Annotated in this window: 14 protein-coding genes and 1 tRNA gene; 6 read left to right on the forward strand and 9 right to left on the reverse strand. The window is 65.3% G+C overall.

The window, feature by feature from the left end; all coding sequences use genetic code 11:
• Nucleotides 1-20: 20 nt before the first annotated feature.
• From ACZ1J6_RS19415 to ACZ1J6_RS19430, 4 genes are all read right to left on the reverse strand, one after another.
• A complete protein-coding gene (locus ACZ1J6_RS19415; protein WP_134093785.1) occupies nt 21-440 on the reverse strand; it encodes a hypothetical protein in 420 nt (139 codons plus the stop codon).
• Between the two features lie 107 nt (nt 441-547).
• Nucleotides 548-2,392, reverse strand: coding sequence for an acetyl/propionyl/methylcrotonyl-CoA carboxylase subunit alpha (locus ACZ1J6_RS19420; protein WP_465127821.1), 1,845 nt, complete (start codon nt 2,390-2,392; stop codon nt 548-550).
• Entirely contained in the window at nt 2,389-2,700 is a 312-nt protein-coding gene (locus ACZ1J6_RS19425) for a DUF3088 family protein (RefSeq protein ID WP_465127822.1), read from the reverse strand. Before ACZ1J6_RS19425 ends, ACZ1J6_RS19420 begins: the two co-directional genes overlap by 4 nt.
• 5 nt (nt 2,701-2,705) lie before the next feature.
• On the reverse strand, nt 2,706-4,307 hold the full coding sequence (locus ACZ1J6_RS19430; protein WP_465127823.1) for a carboxyl transferase domain-containing protein: 1,602 nt from the start codon (nt 4,305-4,307) through the stop codon (nt 2,706-2,708).
• 125 nt (nt 4,308-4,432) lie between these two features.
• Here ACZ1J6_RS19430 and ACZ1J6_RS19435 point away from each other — a divergent pair, with 125 nt between their 5' ends.
• Nucleotides 4,433-5,308, forward strand: a complete 876-nt coding sequence (locus ACZ1J6_RS19435; protein WP_465127824.1) for a LysR family transcriptional regulator — start codon at nt 4,433-4,435, stop codon at nt 5,306-5,308.
• Here the strand turns inward: ACZ1J6_RS19435 and ACZ1J6_RS19440 are convergent.
• A complete protein-coding gene (locus tag ACZ1J6_RS19440) occupies nt 5,305-6,096 on the reverse strand; it encodes an IclR family transcriptional regulator (protein ID WP_465127825.1) in 792 nt (263 codons plus the stop codon). The genes ACZ1J6_RS19435 and ACZ1J6_RS19440 overlap by 4 nt on opposite strands.
• Nucleotides 6,097-6,214: 118 nt before the next feature.
• Between ACZ1J6_RS19440 and ACZ1J6_RS19445 the strand changes: the two genes are divergently transcribed.
• The 5 genes from ACZ1J6_RS19445 to ACZ1J6_RS19465 all read left to right on the forward strand — a co-directional run bounded on the left by ACZ1J6_RS19445 (nt 6,215) and on the right by ACZ1J6_RS19465 (nt 12,329).
• Nucleotides 6,215-7,792, forward strand: coding sequence for an acyl-CoA synthetase (locus ACZ1J6_RS19445; RefSeq protein ID WP_465127826.1), 1,578 nt, complete (start codon nt 6,215-6,217; stop codon nt 7,790-7,792).
• A gap of 33 nt (nt 7,793-7,825) precedes the next feature.
• Nucleotides 7,826-8,968, forward strand: a complete 1,143-nt coding sequence (locus ACZ1J6_RS19450; protein ID WP_442046455.1) for an FAS1-like dehydratase domain-containing protein — start codon at nt 7,826-7,828, stop codon at nt 8,966-8,968.
• A 102-nt stretch (nt 8,969-9,070) separates the two neighbouring features.
• A complete protein-coding gene (locus ACZ1J6_RS19455; protein ID WP_465127827.1) occupies nt 9,071-10,093 on the forward strand; it encodes an alpha/beta hydrolase in 1,023 nt (340 codons plus the stop codon).
• Nucleotides 10,093-11,301 (forward strand): CaiB/BaiF CoA transferase family protein, encoded by a 1,209-nt coding sequence (locus ACZ1J6_RS19460; RefSeq protein ID WP_465127828.1) that lies wholly within the window; start codon nt 10,093-10,095, stop codon nt 11,299-11,301. Before ACZ1J6_RS19455 ends, ACZ1J6_RS19460 begins: the two co-directional genes overlap by 1 nt.
• Before the next feature lie 110 nt (nt 11,302-11,411).
• Nucleotides 11,412-12,329: an SDR family NAD(P)-dependent oxidoreductase gene (locus tag ACZ1J6_RS19465; protein ID WP_465128281.1), complete on the forward strand. Its 918-nt coding sequence runs from the start codon at nt 11,412-11,414 to the stop codon at nt 12,327-12,329.
• A gap of 97 nt (nt 12,330-12,426) precedes the next feature.
• On the opposite strand, the gene ACZ1J6_RS19470 is transcribed toward ACZ1J6_RS19465, so the two are convergent.
• From ACZ1J6_RS19470 to dcd, 4 genes are all read right to left on the reverse strand, one after another.
• Nucleotides 12,427-15,363: a TonB-dependent receptor domain-containing protein gene (locus ACZ1J6_RS19470; protein WP_465127829.1), complete on the reverse strand. Its 2,937-nt coding sequence runs from the start codon at nt 15,361-15,363 to the stop codon at nt 12,427-12,429.
• Between the two features lie 290 nt (nt 15,364-15,653).
• A tRNA-Val gene (locus ACZ1J6_RS19475) sits at nt 15,654-15,729 on the reverse strand.
• Nucleotides 15,730-15,975: 246 nt separating this feature from the next.
• A complete protein-coding gene (locus ACZ1J6_RS19480; protein ID WP_314468355.1) occupies nt 15,976-16,563 on the reverse strand; it encodes a DoxX family protein in 588 nt (195 codons plus the stop codon).
• Nucleotides 16,564-16,636: 73 nt separating this feature from the next.
• On the reverse strand, nt 16,637-17,191 hold the full coding sequence (dcd, locus tag ACZ1J6_RS19485) for a dCTP deaminase (protein ID WP_132267991.1): 555 nt from the start codon (nt 17,189-17,191) through the stop codon (nt 16,637-16,639).
• Nucleotides 17,192-17,196: the final 5 nt, after the last annotated feature.

Genomic DNA, 17,196 nt, shown 5'->3' on the forward strand with positions numbered 1-17,196 from the left:
GCTCCGGCCGGAAATAGTGTTCAGCGTCCGACCACCCGGATTTGCGGAGCGCGTGTACCGCGCGGGATCGGCTGGTAGGCCAGGTCCACGCGGTCGATCCGGCGCGGCGGATTGGTCAGGTTGATGGCCCGGCTGCAGCCGCCGGTGTTGATGCGGGTATTCACGCGCACGCTCTGCTGGCGGCCGTTGTCGAAACGGAAGGTGTAGTTCGACAGGCGGATCGGGGCATTGCGCGTGCAGAGCTGGATCTGCCGATAGCGATTGCTGCCGGGAATGCGGATCGTGGTGCGGCTGCTGCCGGTGGCCACGGTCTGCGAGGCCAGTACCCGCCAGTTCGAGGGCGGCGCGGCATCGGCAGGGGCGAGGGAAACGGCAAAGGTGCCAACAAGAGCGGCTGCGAAACAGGCGAATGAGCAGGCAGGAAGATACGAAAATTTCACGGGAAGTCTCCTCGTATCGAGTCCGCGCGAAGGCGCGGATGCAAGAGGGCTAGGCCGATCCGGATGAACTGAAAATGCGGATTCTTCAGCCCAGCCCGTAACCTGCCTCAAGCCTCCGTCGGTTCGACCCGCGCGAGAAGCGCATCCACCTGGATCTGTGCGCCCGTTACGGCGTTCAGCTCCGCCACCACGCCATCGAACGGCGCGGTGAGCGTGTGCTCCATCTTCATCGCTTCCAGGGTCAGCAGCTTCTGTCCCTTGGTGACGGCCTGCCCTTCGGCAACGGCTACCGCGATCACCTTGCCCGGCATCGGCGCCAGGATCGCGCCGGAGCCATCGGCCCCGCCATGCACGCCGTCGCGCCGCCAGGGGGTAAGCAGCCAGGCCTGCCCCTGTTCGGTCACCAGAACGGCGTCGTCCGGCTCCTCGCTGCCTTCTCCGGTCAGCGCGATCTCGACTTTCTCGCCGTCGAGCGAGAACCATGCCGACTGCGCAGGCGCGGCATTGAGGCGGAAGCCGGGAAGCGCCCGCACCGGAACCAGCGAATTGGCGGCCGCCTCCAGCACTTCGTCCGAAGGCCGGGGCGCCTCTGCCATGGCCTCGCCGTCGCGGCCGATCAGGCCGGTGTCGACCTTGCCCGCGGCGAAGTCGGGATGTTGCAGCGCTTTCACAAGGAAGGAGGCATTGGTGCGCACCGGCCAGACGGCGCTGTCTTCCAGCATTTCGCCCAGTCGCTCGCGCGCTTCCTCGCGGTCCTCGCCCCAGGCGATGACCTTGGCGATCATCGGGTCGTAGAACGGGGAGACTTCGGCGCCCTGATAGACGCCGGTGTCGATACGGCCCCCTTCAGCCTCGCCGAATTCCAGCAGTTCCAGCTTGCCGATGCTGGGAAGGAAGCCCTTCGCTGGGTCTTCGGCATAGAGGCGCGCTTCCATCGCCCAGCCATCGATGGTGAGGTCTTCCTGCGACATCGGCAGCGCTTCGCCGCTGGCAACGCGAAGCTGCCATTCGACCAGATCGACGCCGGTGATTTCCTCGGTCACCGGATGCTCGACCTGCAGGCGCGTGTTCATTTCCATGAACCAGATGCGATCGGCGGAAAGCTTGCCCGAACCGTCGGCAATGAACTCGATGGTGCCGGCGCCGACATAGTCGACCGCCCTGGCCGCACGCACCGCCGCCGCGCAGAGCGCCTCGCGCGTTGCCGAATCCATGCCCGGCGCGGGGGCTTCCTCGATCACCTTCTGGTGACGGCGCTGAAGCGAGCAATCGCGCTCGAACAAGTGGACGACGTTGCCTTGGCTGTCACCGAAGACCTGCACTTCGATGTGGCGCGGGCTGGCGATGTACTTCTCGATCAGCACATGGTCGTTGCCGAACGACGACGCCGCCTCGCGCTTGCACGATGCCAGGGCTTCGACGAAATCCGCTGGCGCCTCGACCAGCCGCATGCCCTTGCCGCCGCCGCCGGCAACAGCCTTGATGAGCACCGGATAGCCGATCTTGGCGGCCTCTTCGGCCAGGAAAGCCGGCTCCTGGTTGGCGCCCATGTAGCCGGGCGTAACTGGCACTCCGGCCGCGGCCATCAGCGTCTTGGCCGCATCCTTGAGGCCCATCGCGGTGATCGAGGACGGGTTCGGGCCGACCCAGATCAGCCCCGCGTCCTTCACTGCCTGTGCGAACGCGGCGTTCTCCGAGAGGAAGCCGTAGCCGGGATGGATCGCCTCGGCCCCGGTCTGCTTCGCGGCGGCGATGATCTTTTCGCCAACAAGGTAGGATTCGCGCACGGCCGAGGGGCCGATATGCACGGCCTCGTCCGCCTCGCGCACATGCAGTGCATCGGCATCGGCGTCGGAATATACCGCGACGGTACGGATGCCGAGTTCCCGCGCCGTGCGGATGACGCGGCAGGCAATCTCGCCGCGATTGGCGATCAGCAGCGACTGGATCATGGGTGACGCTCCGGGAAACCGTGACGGGAGTGCAGCGCCGCAAGGACGCCCTCGATATCGTTGGCGAAGCCGCCCTCGGCAAAGGCCAGCGCGGGAAGATTCTGATTTTCCTCACCCAGCGCCGCGACCACCGCCGCACGGGGACGCGGCCAGGCGACGCGGACGACCTCGATATTGCCCGCGCGATCGGGGAACAGCGCCAGCAGGCCCTCCACCGTCACGCAGTCCTTGCAGTAGAAGCGCCGCTCGCCGCCGAACGCCGGATCGGCATAGTCGGTGTCGAGGACGAAGAGAGTATCCTTGGCCATCGCCATCACATCCTGAACACGCCGAACTGCGGCTTTTCGGGGATCGGCGCCTCAAGGCAGGCGGCCAGCGCCAGCCCCAGCACATTGCGGGTCTGCGCCGGATCGATCACGCCATCATCCCACAGGCGCGCGGTCGCGTAGTAGGGATTGCCCTCATCCTCGTACTTCTGGCGGATCGGGGCCTTGAACGCCTCGGCCTCCTCGGGCGACCACTTGGCCGCGTCGCGGTGGACGGTGGCCAGCACCGAAGCAGCCTGCTCGCCGCCCATCACCGAGATGCGGGCATTGGGCCAGGTGAACAGGAAGCGCGGATCGTAAGCGCGCCCGCACATGCCGTAGTTGCCCGCACCGAACGAGCCACCGATCAGCACCGTGATCCTCGGCACCGTGGCGGTGGCGACGGCGGTGACGAGCTTGGCGCCGTGCTTGGCGATGCCCTCCGCCTCGTACTTGCCGCCGACCATGAAGCCGGAAATGTTCTGGAGGAACAGCAGCGGAATGCGGCGCTGGCAGGCCAGTTCGATGAAGTGCGCGCCCTTCTGCGCGGATTCGGAGAACAGCACGCCGTTGTTGGCGAGGATGGCCACCGGCTGGCCATGGATATGCGCGAAACCGCAGACCAGCGTGCTGCCATAGAGCGCCTTGAACTCGTGGAATTCGCTGCCGTCGACGATGCGGGCGATCACTTCGTGCACGTCATAGGGCGCGCGCACGTCTTCCGGCACGATCGCGTAGAGTTCCTCGGGATCGTACTTGGGCGGGCGCGGGGGCCGCAGCGGCTGGTCGTGGTGATGCAGCGGGCCGAGGTGGCTGACGATATCGCGCACGATGGTCAGCGCATGTTCGTCGCTGTCGGCCAAATGATCGGTCACACCCGACTTGCGGCTGTGCAGATCGCCGCCGCCAAGGTCCTCGGCCGAGATCACCTCGCCTGTCGCCGCCTGCACCAGCGGCGGACCGGCCAGGAAGATCGTGCCCTGTTCCTTCACGATCACCGATTCGTCGCTCATCGCCGGCACATAGGCGCCGCCCGCTGTGCAGCTTCCCATCACGCAGGCGACTTGCGGAATGCCCTTTGCGGACATCTGCGCCTGGTTGAAGAAAATGCGGCCGAAGTGATCCCGGTCCGGGAAGACTTCCGCCTGGTGCGGCAGGTTGGCGCCGCCGCTGTCGACCAGATAGATGCACGGCAGGTTGTTCTCCTGGGCGATCTCCTGCGCGCGAACGTGCTTCTTCACGGTGATCGGGTAATAGGTGCCGCCTTTCACGGTGGCATCGTTGCACACGATCATGCACTGGCGGCCGGAAACGGTGCCGATGGCGGTAATCAGCCCCGCGCCGGGAATGTCGTCCTCGTAGAGACACTCGGCCGCGAGCTGGCCCAGCTCGAGCAGCGGAGAGCCGGGGTCGAGCAAGCGCTCCACCCGTTCGCGCGGCAGCAGCTTGCCGCGCGCGACATGGCGTTCCCGCGATTTTGCGTTTCCGCCCAGCGCTGCCGCGGCGACCTTCGCTCGCAATTCGGCAACCAGCGCGCGGTTGTGGGAATCGCGCGCCTGCGCCTCGGGACTGTCGAGATTCAGGCTCGTCTGGAGCACCGGTGCGCTCATGCTTGTTTCTCCGGTCCGGCCATTTCAGCCTCTTCCCAAGTTCGGATGATTTGTCTCTCCTATGTAGACAAGCCAAAGCCCCAGCGGAAATTGAAAGTTTCCGTGCTTCGTAATAGATCGTGTCTATGATCGACCAATATCTCCTGCGCTATTTCCTTGCTGTGGCGGAAACCGGCAATTTCAGCCGCGCGGCGCGGGCGGTTAGCGTCACCCAGCCGACGCTTTCGGCGGGAATCGCCAAGCTGGAACGCGAACTGGGCGCGCGCCTGTTCGACAGGGATCGCCAGCGAGTTGCCCTGACCCCGGCGGGCAGCCGCTTCCTCATCCGCGCGCGCCGCATCGCCGCCGAATACGAGCACGCCCTGGTCGAACTGGCCGAGCCTGCCGAGCCCAGCCTGCTGCGCGTGGGCGTGCTCAACACCATCCCCACCCCCCTGATCGGCCGTGCCCTGGCGGCGCATCACGCGCGTTCGGGCGAAGCGCTGGAACTGCTCGACGGCAGTGAGCGCGATCTTGCCGAGCGCCTCGAACGCGGCCGGATCGACGTGGCGCTGACCGCCGTGCGGCCGCACCACGCCCGTTACCAGCCCGAAGTCCTGTCCCGCGAGCGCTACATGATGGTGCTTCCGCCCGATCATCCCCTGGCCGGAGAGCGCGAGGTGCTTGCCGAACAACTCGCGCAGGATCGCATGGCCCTGCGCCGCCACTGCGAGGCGCTGCCCGAGATCAACCGCTTCTTCACCCAGCGCGGCGTGCGCCCGCGCTTCGTGCTCAAGACCACCAGCGACGAGCGCGTCCTCTCGGTAATTCGCAGCGGTGCCGGTATCGGCATGATGCCGGAAGGTTTCGCCGATGGTTCGCTGCGCTTCGTTCCGGTGCGCGATTTCGAATTGGTGCGCGAAGTGGGGTTGCTCCATGCCGGGGCTCCGCGGGAAAGCGCATTCCTGGACAGCCTGCGCCGGCAACTTGGCCGAGCGACGGAGCGAGCAGAGACAGCCTAGGTTGCGAGTTGCTCGCTCAGCGATCGGGCGGAAGTGGCGAGCGCGGTTTTCAGGCTTGTCAGATCGCTGCGCAGGGCCGCGCCGATGCCGATGGCGACGAGGGCGTGGCTGGGCGCGACTCGCCGTTCTTGCCCCGTCTTCCAGACCGGGGCGGCGATGACCGTGACCCCGGCGATATAGTGCCCGGCATCGACGGCCACGCCGCTCTCCCGCGCCTCGGCCACCTGGGCGCACCAATCCTCCCATGACGGCGCCTCATCCCAGCGCAGGGCGTCGAAACGGGGCTTGAGGTCTGCAATCTCATGATCGCCGAAAGCGGCGATGCATCGCCCCGTGGCGGAAACCAGCGCGGGGAAGCGGCTGCCGACTTGCGTCGAGAGCTGAAAATTCTGGCCGGACTGCGACATCGCGGTGACGATGATGTGGTCCAGCCCGAAGATCTGGACGCCGAGCGTGGTCAGCCCGAATTCGCGCGCCACCCGGTCGAGAACCGGCTGGGCAAGGTCGTTGAACTGGTCCCGCCGCAGCCAGGCACGGGCGAGCGTCAGCACGCCGGCATCGAGAGCATAGCGCTTGGTATCGGCATCGAAAGCCACGAGATCCTCGGTAACGAGCGCCCGCAAGACATAGAGGCAGGTGCTGGGCACGAGGTTCAGCTCGCGGGCGATGGCCTGCACCCCCATCGGCGTGCCGCGCTTGCCGAGCAGACGCAGTACCGCCGCCGCCCGGGCGATGGCAGGGGCCTTGCTGGCGCGCACGGCGTCTTCGAGAGGGTCTGGTCTGCTCATCGTTCAATATACAGAATAACATTCAATATTTACAAAACAAGTCTGCTTCCGCACATTTGTTGAACATAAGGACAAATGGCCGGCCGCTGAGTCGTGTCGGTGCGGAGTGGGATGAGCGATGGTTAGGCTGACCGAACTGACAAGCTATGCCGATGCGCAGGCGCAGGCCTCGTCGGCCGCGCTGTGGGACCTGTTCGACGGCGACCGCGACGTGCTCAACATCGCTCACGAATGCATCACCCGTCATGCCGATGGTTCGGGCCGTCCCGCGGTGCGCATCGCGCATGCAGATGGTCGTGACGAGATCCTGAGCTTCGACAAGATCGCTGCCGGTGCCGCGCGGTTCGCGCATTGGCTGGACGCGGAAGGCGTGAAGCCGGGCGAGCGCATCGCTTTCATGCTGGAGCCCTCGCTGCCGTTCTACGTCTGCCTGTTCGGCGCGATGCAGACCGGCGCGATCTCGGTGCCGCTGTTCACGCTGTTCGGGCCGGACGCGCTGAAGCTGCGCATCGACGACTGCAAACCCGCCATCCTCATCACCAATGCCGAGAAGGCCGACCTCGCGCGCGGTGCAGTGACGGCCGAGAATGGGCTGCGCGTGATCGTCGCCGACGATGGCCTGCTGGACGAGATCGCGAAGTTCCCGGCGGCTTATGAGCCGAAGACCAAGGCCGGCGACCTCGCCGTGTTCCAGTATACCAGCGGCACCACGCGTGAGCTTCCGGAGGCGGTGAAGCATACGCACAAGGCGCTCGTCACGCTGATGTTCGCGGCGCTCTACGGCACGGGAATCCGTCCGGGCGACGAGTTCTTCTGCCCGTCCTCGCCCGCATGGGGGCATGGCCTGTGGCACGGCACGCTGGCGCCGCTGGGCCTTGGCGTCACCACCGGGACGTTCGCCGGGCGCTTCGATCCGGTGCGGCTGATGCAGGCGCTGGACGATTACGGCATCACCAATATGTCGGCGGCGGCAACGCACTACCGGATGATGAAGAACAGCGGCGCGGCGGGGGACTTCGCGTTCCACTTCCGCAAGCTGTCCTACACCGGCGAGCCGATAGACCCGGCGACGCTGGAGTTCATCGACGGCGCGTTCAAGGTTCCGGTTTGCTCGATGTACGGCACCACCGAGATCGGCGTGGTGCTGGTGAATTACCCCGGCGCGAGCGACTTCACGGTGAAGCCCGGCTCGCTGGGCAAGGCGGTTCCCGGGCAGAAGCTGGAAGTGCAGCACCCCGATGGCATGCCCACGGCTCCCGGCGAGATCGGCGAGCTGATGCTCTGGCGGGGCGGCTCCTGGATGACCACCAAGGACCGCGCGAAGATCGACGAGGAAGGCTACTTTTATCACTGCGGCCGCGCCGATGACGTGATCATCTCGGCAGGCTGGACGATGTCCGCCGTCGAAATCGAGAACACCATGCTGCGGCATGAGAACGTCCTCGAATGCGGTGTGATCGGCGTGCCCGACGAGCAGCGCGGGCAAGTGGTGAAGGCCTTCGTCGTCGCCAACCGCGCGGGCGACGATGCCTTCGTCAAGGAGCTTCAGGACTTCACCCGCGAACGCCTGGCCCAGCACGAATTCCCGCGCGTGGTCGAGTTCGTGGACGAGCTTCCCAAGAACCCGGCCGGCAAAGTCCACCGCAAGATGCTGCGCGATCGCGAAGCGGCGAAGGCCGCTGAAACGGTCGGCTGAAAACCAATCTCGAGAATTTAGGAGAGTACCGAAATGGCAACCACAGCAGAGCCCCAATCCAAGTTCCCCAAGATCACCGAGGCCGGCCTCGACGATCTGCGCGCCCGCATCGGCGTGAAGATCGAGAACACCGTCGAGCCGTGGAACTATGAAGCCACCCGAGATGCGATCCGCCACTATGCCCACGGCATCGGCGACGACAATCCGCTGTGGTGCGATCCGGAATATGCCGCGAAGACCAAGTACGGCTCGCTGGTCGCGCTGCCTTCGTTCCTGTTCACCACCAGCCGCATCGTCTCGGGCTACTGCGGCGGTCTGTCGGGCGTGCACGCCATGTGGGCGGGTGCGGACTGGACCTGGCACAAGCCGGTGCTGCGCAATGACACCATCACCACGGTCGCCTATCTGAAGGATCTGGTCGAGCATCAGACCAAGTTCGCCGGCCGCTCTTTCCAGCAGATCTACCACGTCGACTTCTTCAACCAGAACGGCGAACAGGTTGCCGGTGCCGACTCGTGGGTGTTCCGCACCGACCGTGACGAGGCGCGCGAGCGTGGCACCAAGTACACCGAAGCACGCGGCCGCGTGGAGCCGTTCACGCAGGAACAGCTGGACGAATTCTACGACATCTACGACCAGGAAGAGATCCGCGGCGCCACCCCGCGTTACTTCGAGGACGTGAACGTCGGCGACAAGCTGCCGCCGATGATGAAGGGGCCGATGACCGTCACCGGCTTCATCTGTTACGCGCAGGGCTGGGGCGGCCTTTACATCCGCGCCAACAAGCTGGCCTACAAGATGCAGAAGGCCCACCCGGGCCTGGGCATCCGCAACCGCTTCAACGTGCCGGACTGCCCCGAGCGCGTGCACTGGGACGAAGCTTTCGCCCTCGAAGTCGGCGCGCCGGGCGCTTACGATTACGGCCCGGAGCGTTGCTCGTGGCTGACGCACCACATGACCAACTGGATCGGCGACGACGGCTTCCTCACCAAGTCCGACTGCCAGATCCGCCGCCACAACCCGGACGGCGATGCCATCATCATCACCGGCGAAGTGACGCGCAAGTTCGAGGAAGGCGGCAAGAAGTTCGTCGAAGTGGCGCAGAAGGCCACCACCCATCGCGGTGAACTTTCGGCCTTCGGCACCGCCGTCGCGGAACTGCCCAGCAAGGCATGATCGTCGGCAGTCCCGCATAACGGGGGAGCGATTTCGGCCCGGACCTTTGCGAAAGGTTCGGGCCGTGTCGTATGCTGGCCCGGAAAAGAGAACGGAGTGGAAATGGGACAGGATCAGGCGGCAAGGCCGCAGTTCGATGCCAATGGTGACGTGCGCGTTCCTGCCTTTGTCCTGCCCGTCTCCACCCTGCTGAGCGAAGAGGCCGCGGCGATGCAACGCGCCCGCGCAGAGACACCGGCGTTCGACGCGGCGGGTGAGCAGGAAGCCGATGTCGCGGTGCGGCGTGAGCAGATCAATGCTTATGCCGCGCAAGGTGTCGCGCGGCTGCGCGAGAACTTCGCAGTCGAGATCGTGCTCAGGGTGATCGGCGGCGTGGAGGTGCTGGACGTCACCCCCGCCGATGGTGGCCACGATCCCGAACGCGTGCTGATCAACCTGCACGGCGGCGCCTTCACCGTGGGGTGGGATGGAATCGCGCTGATGGAGGCGATCCCTATCGCCGCGCTCGGCAAGTTCCGCGTCGTCAGCGTCAACTATCGGATGGCGCCCGAGCATCGCCATCCGGCAGGGGTGGAGGATGTCGCGGCGGTCTATGCCGCGCTGCTGACGGACTATGCCCCCGGCCGGATTGGCATCTACGGCGGATCGGCGGGCGGCGCTCTCACCGCACAGGCGGCGGCATGGCTTCCGGCACATGGACTGCCGCAGGCGGGCGCGGTCGGCATTTTCGGCGCGGGCGGGGTGCCGTTCGGGGCCGGCGAATCGGCTTACATTGCAGGCTATATCGATGGCTCGTTCCCGCCGCCGCCCGCAGACGGCCGCAGCCCCATCGACATCACGCGCGGCTATTTCGACGGCTGCGACCCGCGCGATCCCAGCGCCTGGCCGGGCTATCATCTCGATGTGCTGGCCACGTTCCCGCCCACGCTCGTCATCACCGGCACTCGCGCCATGGACCTCAGCCCGGCGATCTTCACCAACTCGCAATTGCTGAAGGCCGGGGTGCGCTCGACGCTGATCGTGGGGGAGGGGATGGGCCACTGCTATCACTACAATATCGGCATTCCCGAGGGGCGTGATGCCGTGGCGGCGATCCTCTCCTTCTTTCGCGAGAACCTGGCCTGATGTCTGCAAAAGAACCTTGGGTCGGGCCGCTGGCGGGTGTGCGCGTGATCGATTTCACCCGCGTGCTCGCAGGCCCCGCCGCCTCGCTGGCGCTGGCCGACATGGGCGCCGAAGTGTTCAAGATCGAACCGCCCGGCACTGGCGATGAGACGCGCACGTTTCCGCCCACGCGGGACGGCGAGAGCCACTATTACCTCGCGGTCAATCGCGGGAAGAAGTCCATCGTCGTCGACCTCAAGAGCGAGGAGGGGCTGGCGCTCGTCCGCGATCTGGCGGCCAAGTGCGACGTGCTGGTGGAGAACTACCGCCCCGGTGTGATGGACCGATTGGGCCTTGGCTACGAAGCGATAAAGGCGATCAACCCGCGCCTGATCTACTGCTCGATCTCCGGCTATGGCCAGACCGGGCCGCTGAAGGACCGGCCCAGCTTCGATATCGTGCTCCAGGCCATGTCCGGCGCGCTGTCGATGAACGGCGAGCCGGACGGGCTGCCGACCAAGCTGGGCATTCCGCTGGGCGATCTGGTCGGCGGGATCAACGGGCCGATCGGCATCCTCTCGGCCCTTTACGAGCGCGAGCGGACCGGCGTGGGGCGGCATATCGACGTCAGCCTGATGGACGGGCTGATCGGTATGCTCGGCTACATCGCGCAATTGGCCTTCTTCAACGGCACCGACCCGAGCCGGGTGGGATCGCAGCATCCCAACCTCGTCCCCTACGGCATTTTCCCGGCGCGGGAGGGTTCGATCGTCGTCGCCTGCCTGACTCCGGGGTTCTGGAGCCGCATCTGCCGCTCCATCGAGCGGCCCGAACTGATCGAGGATCCGCGCTACGACACGCTGGAAAAGCGCCGCGATGCCAGGGCGGAAGTGAACGCGATCGTCAGCGCCTTCACCGAGCGGTACACGGTGGACGAACTCGTGGCGATCTTCACCGCGCATGAAGTGCCGCATGCACCGATCCTCGGCGTCTCCGAAGCGCTGGCGCAGCCGCAGGCGGTAGAGCGCGAGATGGTGGTGGAAACGCAGCACAAGACCCTGGGGCCGATCCCCATCGTCAATCGCCCGATCCGCTTCACCGATGCACCGCAGCCGGTGCCGACCGCGCCGCCGGTGCTGGGCGAGCACACCGATTTCATTCTGGAAGACGTGCTCGATCTATCGCCCGAGCGGATCGCGGCGCTCAGGGCGTCGGGCATCGTTGCGTGAGGCCCGAACCTTCGTCATTGCGAACGCAGTGAAGCAATCCAGGGCGGTTGGGGCGGCCCTGGATTGCCGCGCGGCTTTGCCGCTCGCAATGACGATGAGTGGAGATGACTATGCCAGACCTGCGCTTCGATAACCGTGTCGCCGTGATTACCGGCGGCGGGCGCGGGCTGGGCCGGGCCCATGCGCTGCTGCTGGCGAGCCGGGGCTGCAAGATCGTGGTCAACGACCCCGGCGTGTCGATGGCGGGCGACGCCACCGAGGAAGGCCCCGCCGAAGCGCTCGCCGCCGAAATCCGTGCCATGGGGGGAGAGGCCGTGGCCAATACCGACAGCGTCGCCACGCCGGAAGGCGGCAAGGCGATCGTCCAGTCGGCGCTCGATGCTTTCGGGCGGATCGATATTCTGATCCACTCGGCCGGCAATGTACGACGCGGCAGCCTCAGCGAACTTGCCTACGAGGATTTCACCGCTGTCCTCGATGTCCACCTGAAGGGGGCGTACCACGTCGTGCGGGCGGCGTTTCCGCACATGATGGCGCAAGGCTACGGCCGCATCGTGCTGACCAGTTCGATCAACGGCCTCTACGGCAAGTCGGACAATGTGACTTACGCGATGTGCAAGGCCGGTTTCATGGGCCTGTCCAACACCGCGGCGATCGAGGGCCAGCACGCCAACGTGAAGTCCAACCTGATCGTGCCCGCCGCCGTCACCCGCATGTCCGAGGGGATCGACACCAGCCAGTTCCCGCCGATGGAGCCGGAACAGGTAGCGCCGATGGTCGGCTACCTCTGCCACGAAAGCTGCGAGGCTTCGGGCGAGATGTTCGTCGCCATGGGCGGCCGTCTGGCGCGCGCCAAGATCGTCGAGAACGAGGGCGCCTTCCGCAAGGACTGGAGCCTGGAACAAGTCGCCGCCGAGATCGGCGCGATCCGCCATGGCGGCGATACGCTGGCCTTCCCACCAGTGCCGGATGGCCAGCTCGAACATCTGCTCTATGGCTTCGGCATGATCCGCGCCGCCACGGCCTGACCGCCAGAACGGAAAAGCCCGCCCGGTCTCGCGACCGGACGGGCTTTCCTGAAACACGACCCCCGGGTGGGTGGAAGGGGTCGCTGTTCCTCCTGGATCAGAAGTTGGCCGTGAAGCCGACGAAGATCGTACGGCCCAAGGCGTCGTAGACACCGGGGTAGGTATTGCCGTTGCCGAAGTTCTGCAGCAGGCCCGAGTCGAGAGCCGGCGGATCCTTGTCGAACATGTTGTTCACGCCTGCGCGCAGGGTGAAGCGCTTGTCGATCGCCTGGGTCAGCGACAGGTCGAAGTAGTTGTAGGCGCTGATCTTGCGGTTCACGACGGTCTTGTCTGCCGAAAGCAGCGGATTGTCGGTCAGGCTCGACAGCTTGGTGCCGCCGATGTGGCGCCAGGACAGCGAGACGGTCGTGTCGGTGGGGGTCATCCACGAAAGACGCGCGACATGGCGCCATTCGGGGGTGGGCTGGCCGCAAGTATAGCCGAACAGGCCCTTGCAGTCGTAGGAGCCACCATCGGGCACCGGCTGGGAAACCTGCTCGATGAGGTAGGTGCCCACGAGACCCAGATTGACGCTGCCCAGATTGCCGACGTCGAAGGTGTAATCCGCATTCACGTCGAGACCGGAGGTCTTGAGGTAGCCCGTGTTCATCGTGGTGGAGATGATGTAGCCCGAATTCTGGCCGAAGACCTGGCCCGAGCGCGGATCGCGAACGAACAGGCCGCAGAAGTACGGGTCACCCGTGGCGGCGCACTGACCCATGATCAGCGACGGCGCGATCGAACCGATGTAGTCCTTCACCTTGATGTTGTAGTAGTCGATCGACAGCGAGAAGCGGCGCAGCGCCTGCGGTGTGATGACGACGCCAAGGGTATAGGTGTCCGCGGTTTCGGGCTTGAGTGCGACGTTGCCGCCGCCAAGACCGGAGCACTGGTCGGACGGGCATCCGGGGATGCTGCCGTACATGGCCTGGGTCACGCCGGTAGCCTGGCAGATTTCGAACGAGGCGCTCGGATTGGCACCGGCGCAAGGGTCGGTGCCGTTGACGTTGCCAACCGCCTGCGAGGCGAAGAGTTCAGCCACGTTCGGGGCGCGGATGGCGCGGTTGTAGCTGGCGCGCACGCGCAAGTCGTCGACCGGCGCCCACGAGATCTCGCCCTTGTAGGTCCAGACGTTGTAACCCGACTTGATGCCGGTCGAGTTCTGCTTGTTGTCGTAAGACGAGTAGCGCAGGCCGCCGTTGATCGTGAGCGAGCGGAAGAACGGCTTGTTCTCGATCAGCGGGATTTCGATTTCGCCAAAGGCCTCGGTCACGGCGATGATACCGTCGGAGGGCAACACGCCGTTCTGCTGCGCCACTTCGTCGGCCGTGAAGTTCAGCGTTTCGCGGCGGCGTTCGACGCCAAGCGCGATGCCGACGCCCGATTCGGCCCAGGGCAGGGTCACGCCCATCTGGCCGAGGTCGCCGCTCAGCGATCCGGAGATCACACCCAGCGAATTGCGCGAGGCGGTGTTGCTTTCGCCGAAGATGTAGGCGGCCTGGTCTGCCGTCACGCCGCTGGGCGTGAAGACGTTGATCGGAATGCAGTTCGGGTCGGTACCGTCGATGACCGAGCGGCAGGTCGGCACGCCGTTGACGCTGACGGCGTTGAGGGCGAGGCCCGCCTTCGCCTGGTTCACGTCGTTCAGGTACGTTTCCTTGAACTTCACCAGCGAGTACATGTAGTTGACGTCGTAGCTGAAGCCGCTGCCGATGTCGCCGCGCAGGCCCGCCGAATAGCGGTAGTCGTTGAAGCGCAGGTTGTCGCGGCGCGGCTGGCCGACGACGCGGTAGCCCACGTTGGTCGGAGCGGTCGCGTCGGTGCCGGCAGCCGAACCGCAGATCGCGGCAAGCTGGGATGCGTTGGCGTAAGGGTTGTTGCAGGATACGTCGAACGCCGTCCCGAACCAGACCGCCGAAGGCGCGACCTGAGAGAACGTCTGGTCGTTCATGTACATGACGCTGCCGTAGACTTCGGCTGCCTTGCTGAATTCGTACCGTGCGAAGCCGCCCGCCGTGATGCGCTCGTCGGAGCGCTGGAAGTAGTTGTCCGGCGAGGTGTTGTAGGCATACGAAGGATCGTAGGGCACCAGCGTGCCGCTGCCGTCGCGGTTGTTGATGAGGGTCTGGCCCTTGTACGGGCTGAGGTCCGAGAGCGGAATGAACGAGCCGTAAGGCGTGTTGCTGGAACCGCCGCAGAACAGCTGGTCGAAGCTGCCGGAGCCGGCAACGGATTCACGGTCCTGCAGGGCGCAGGCGGAGACGTCGCGGCTCGACTGGCGGACCGGGCTGAACTTGCGGTAGCCGCCATAGACGGTGATGTTGCCGCGGCCATCGGCAAAGTTCTTGCCCGCCGCGATGGTGACATCCTGCTTGCCGCCATCGATGACCGAGGACGGGGCCGTGTCGTAGCCCGAGCCGCTCTGCAGCACGCGGAGCGAACTGTTGTTGTTATTGTGCTGCGAGAAGCCGGTTTGCGCGTCGATGCGAACGCCGTCGAGGTCCTTCTTGAGGACGAAGTTGACCACGCCCGACAGCGCGTCCGAACCGTAGACCGCGGAGGCGCCGCCCGACATCACGTCGACGCGCTCGACGAGGGCGCTGGGGATGAAGGAGAGGTTGATGGCCTGCGAAGGCATCAGGCGCTGACCGTCGAGCAGCGTAAGCACGCGGTTCGAGCCGAGGTTGCGCAAGTTGATCTTGGAAGTGCCGTCCGAACCGTTCGAGACGTTCTCGTTGGCGTCGGCGGTGAACTGCGGCAGGCGGTTCAGCACCTGCTCGACCGTGGTTGCGCCCTGGTAGCGGAACTCGTCGGCGCCCACGACGGTCTGCGGGCTGTTGCTCTCAAGGTCGGCGCGCTTGATGCGGGTGCCGGTGACGACGATGTCGTTGGCAACGCCGGCATCGGCCGGCGCCGCTTCCTGGGCCTGGGCCGTGCCAGCGATGATCGCTGTCAGTGCGGCCGCGCAATAAAGTTTCCTTCTGTGACCCCTCATGGTCGTAACTCCCTTTTGATTGCGCCAACCTTGCGTCACAAATCCGACATTGTCAAATATCGTATACGAAATATCGTATTGCGGTGAAATTGGGTTAATTCATGCGCAACAAGCGGGCGAACCTGCCCCCGGGACGCCCGAATCGAGGCCGCGCCGAAACGACGATGCAGGGAGCTTAGGAAGGGGAAGGGCGTGCCTGCCGAATCGATGGCAGAGCGGTCAGCGTGCCAACGCGATGCGTCGGATCAGACCGGAAATCCGGTCGGAGACGCATTACCAACGATGTGGAATGGTGGGCGGTGAGGGGCTCGAACCCCCGACCCTCTCGGTGTAAACGAGATGCTCTACCAACTGAGCTAACCGCCCGAAGCGACCCGCGTGGGGTGGCTCGATGGAGGCCGCTTTACGAGAAATCCTCACCGGGTCAACTGGGAGCTGGGCAGTTTTCGTCGTTTCCGCAGGTTTCCGGGGAAGGACTGTCCCACAGTGCGTGATCGCGCAGGTGCATATACCAGGGAAAAAGGCGGTTGTCGGTGGATTCAGGCAGTGGATCGCCTTCCCGTTCCACCAGATGCACGGGACGGGAAGGCGATTCGCGCTTCGTGGAGGGGCTTACCAGTCGAACCAGCGGCGATGGCGGGCGCGGACTTCGGGGACGCCGTCGTGGTTGTAGTCGGTCACGACGGTGCGCGGGGTGGTTTCCACGTAAGTCGGTGCGGTCTGGTTTTCGGCGATGGCGTCGGCGCGGGCTTCGGCGCGGGCGGCGCGCAGTTCGGCGTCGCGAATGCGTTCCTCGGCGCTGCGGGCCGCCAGTTCACCGTGACGCTCGCGGGCGATGGCGTAATAGTGGCTCCACATCTGGCTATGTGCGAAGGCCAGCGCGAGGCCGCCGATGATGGCCACGTTCTTCAGGGCCATGACCTGCTGCATGGGGTCGGTGAACTTGTTGTGGAAGAACAGGATCGTCGCGGCGACGAAGACCGCCAGCAGGACAGATACCAGGCGCACCATGAACCCCGCGGCAAGGCACAGCCCGGCCAGAAGTTCGAACAGGCCGACCGGAACGGCGAGCCCTCCCGGCAGGCCGGCGGCAACGATCATGGTCTCGGTAGAGCTGATGTCCATCAGCTTGGAGGCACCGGAAATCACGAAGATCAGGGCGATCAGGAAGCGCCCGATTATGGCAGCGATCTTGGACATGTCTTCTCTCCCGACATGGCGTTCATGCCGGGAGAAGCGGACGTATCGGGGGATTGTTCCCTGGCGCCCGGGCCTAGAGCTTGGGAAGGGTTACGCCGAGCTGGCCCATGTACTTGCCGGCGCGGTCGGCATAGCTCGTCTCGCAGGGTTCGTTGCCCTTGAGGAAGAGGAACTGGCAGGCGCCTTCGTTGGCATAGATCTTGGCGGGCAGCGGCGTCGTGTTCGAGAATTCCAGCGTGACGTGGCCTTCCCAGCCCGGTTCCAGCGGGGTGACGTTCACGATGATGCCGCAGCGGGCATAAGTGCTCTTGCCCAGGCAGATGACCAGAACGTCACGCGGCACGCGGAAATATTCGACCGTGCGGGCCAGCGCGAAGGAATTCGGCGGGATCACGCAGACGTCGGTTTCGCGGTTCACGAAGGAATTGTTGTCGAAGTTCTTGGGATCGACCACCGCCGAATCGACATTGGTGAAGATCTTGAACTCCGGCGCGACGCGGGCGTCGTAGCCGTAGGAGGACAAGCCGTAGGAGATGCAGCCGTCGCGGCGCTGAGCCTCGACGAAAGGCTCGATCATGCCGTTTTCCAGCGCTTGGCTGCGGATCCATTTGTCGCTCAGGATAGACATGGCAG

It is taken from the genome of Novosphingobium sp. BL-S-21 (genome assembly GCF_055521655.1).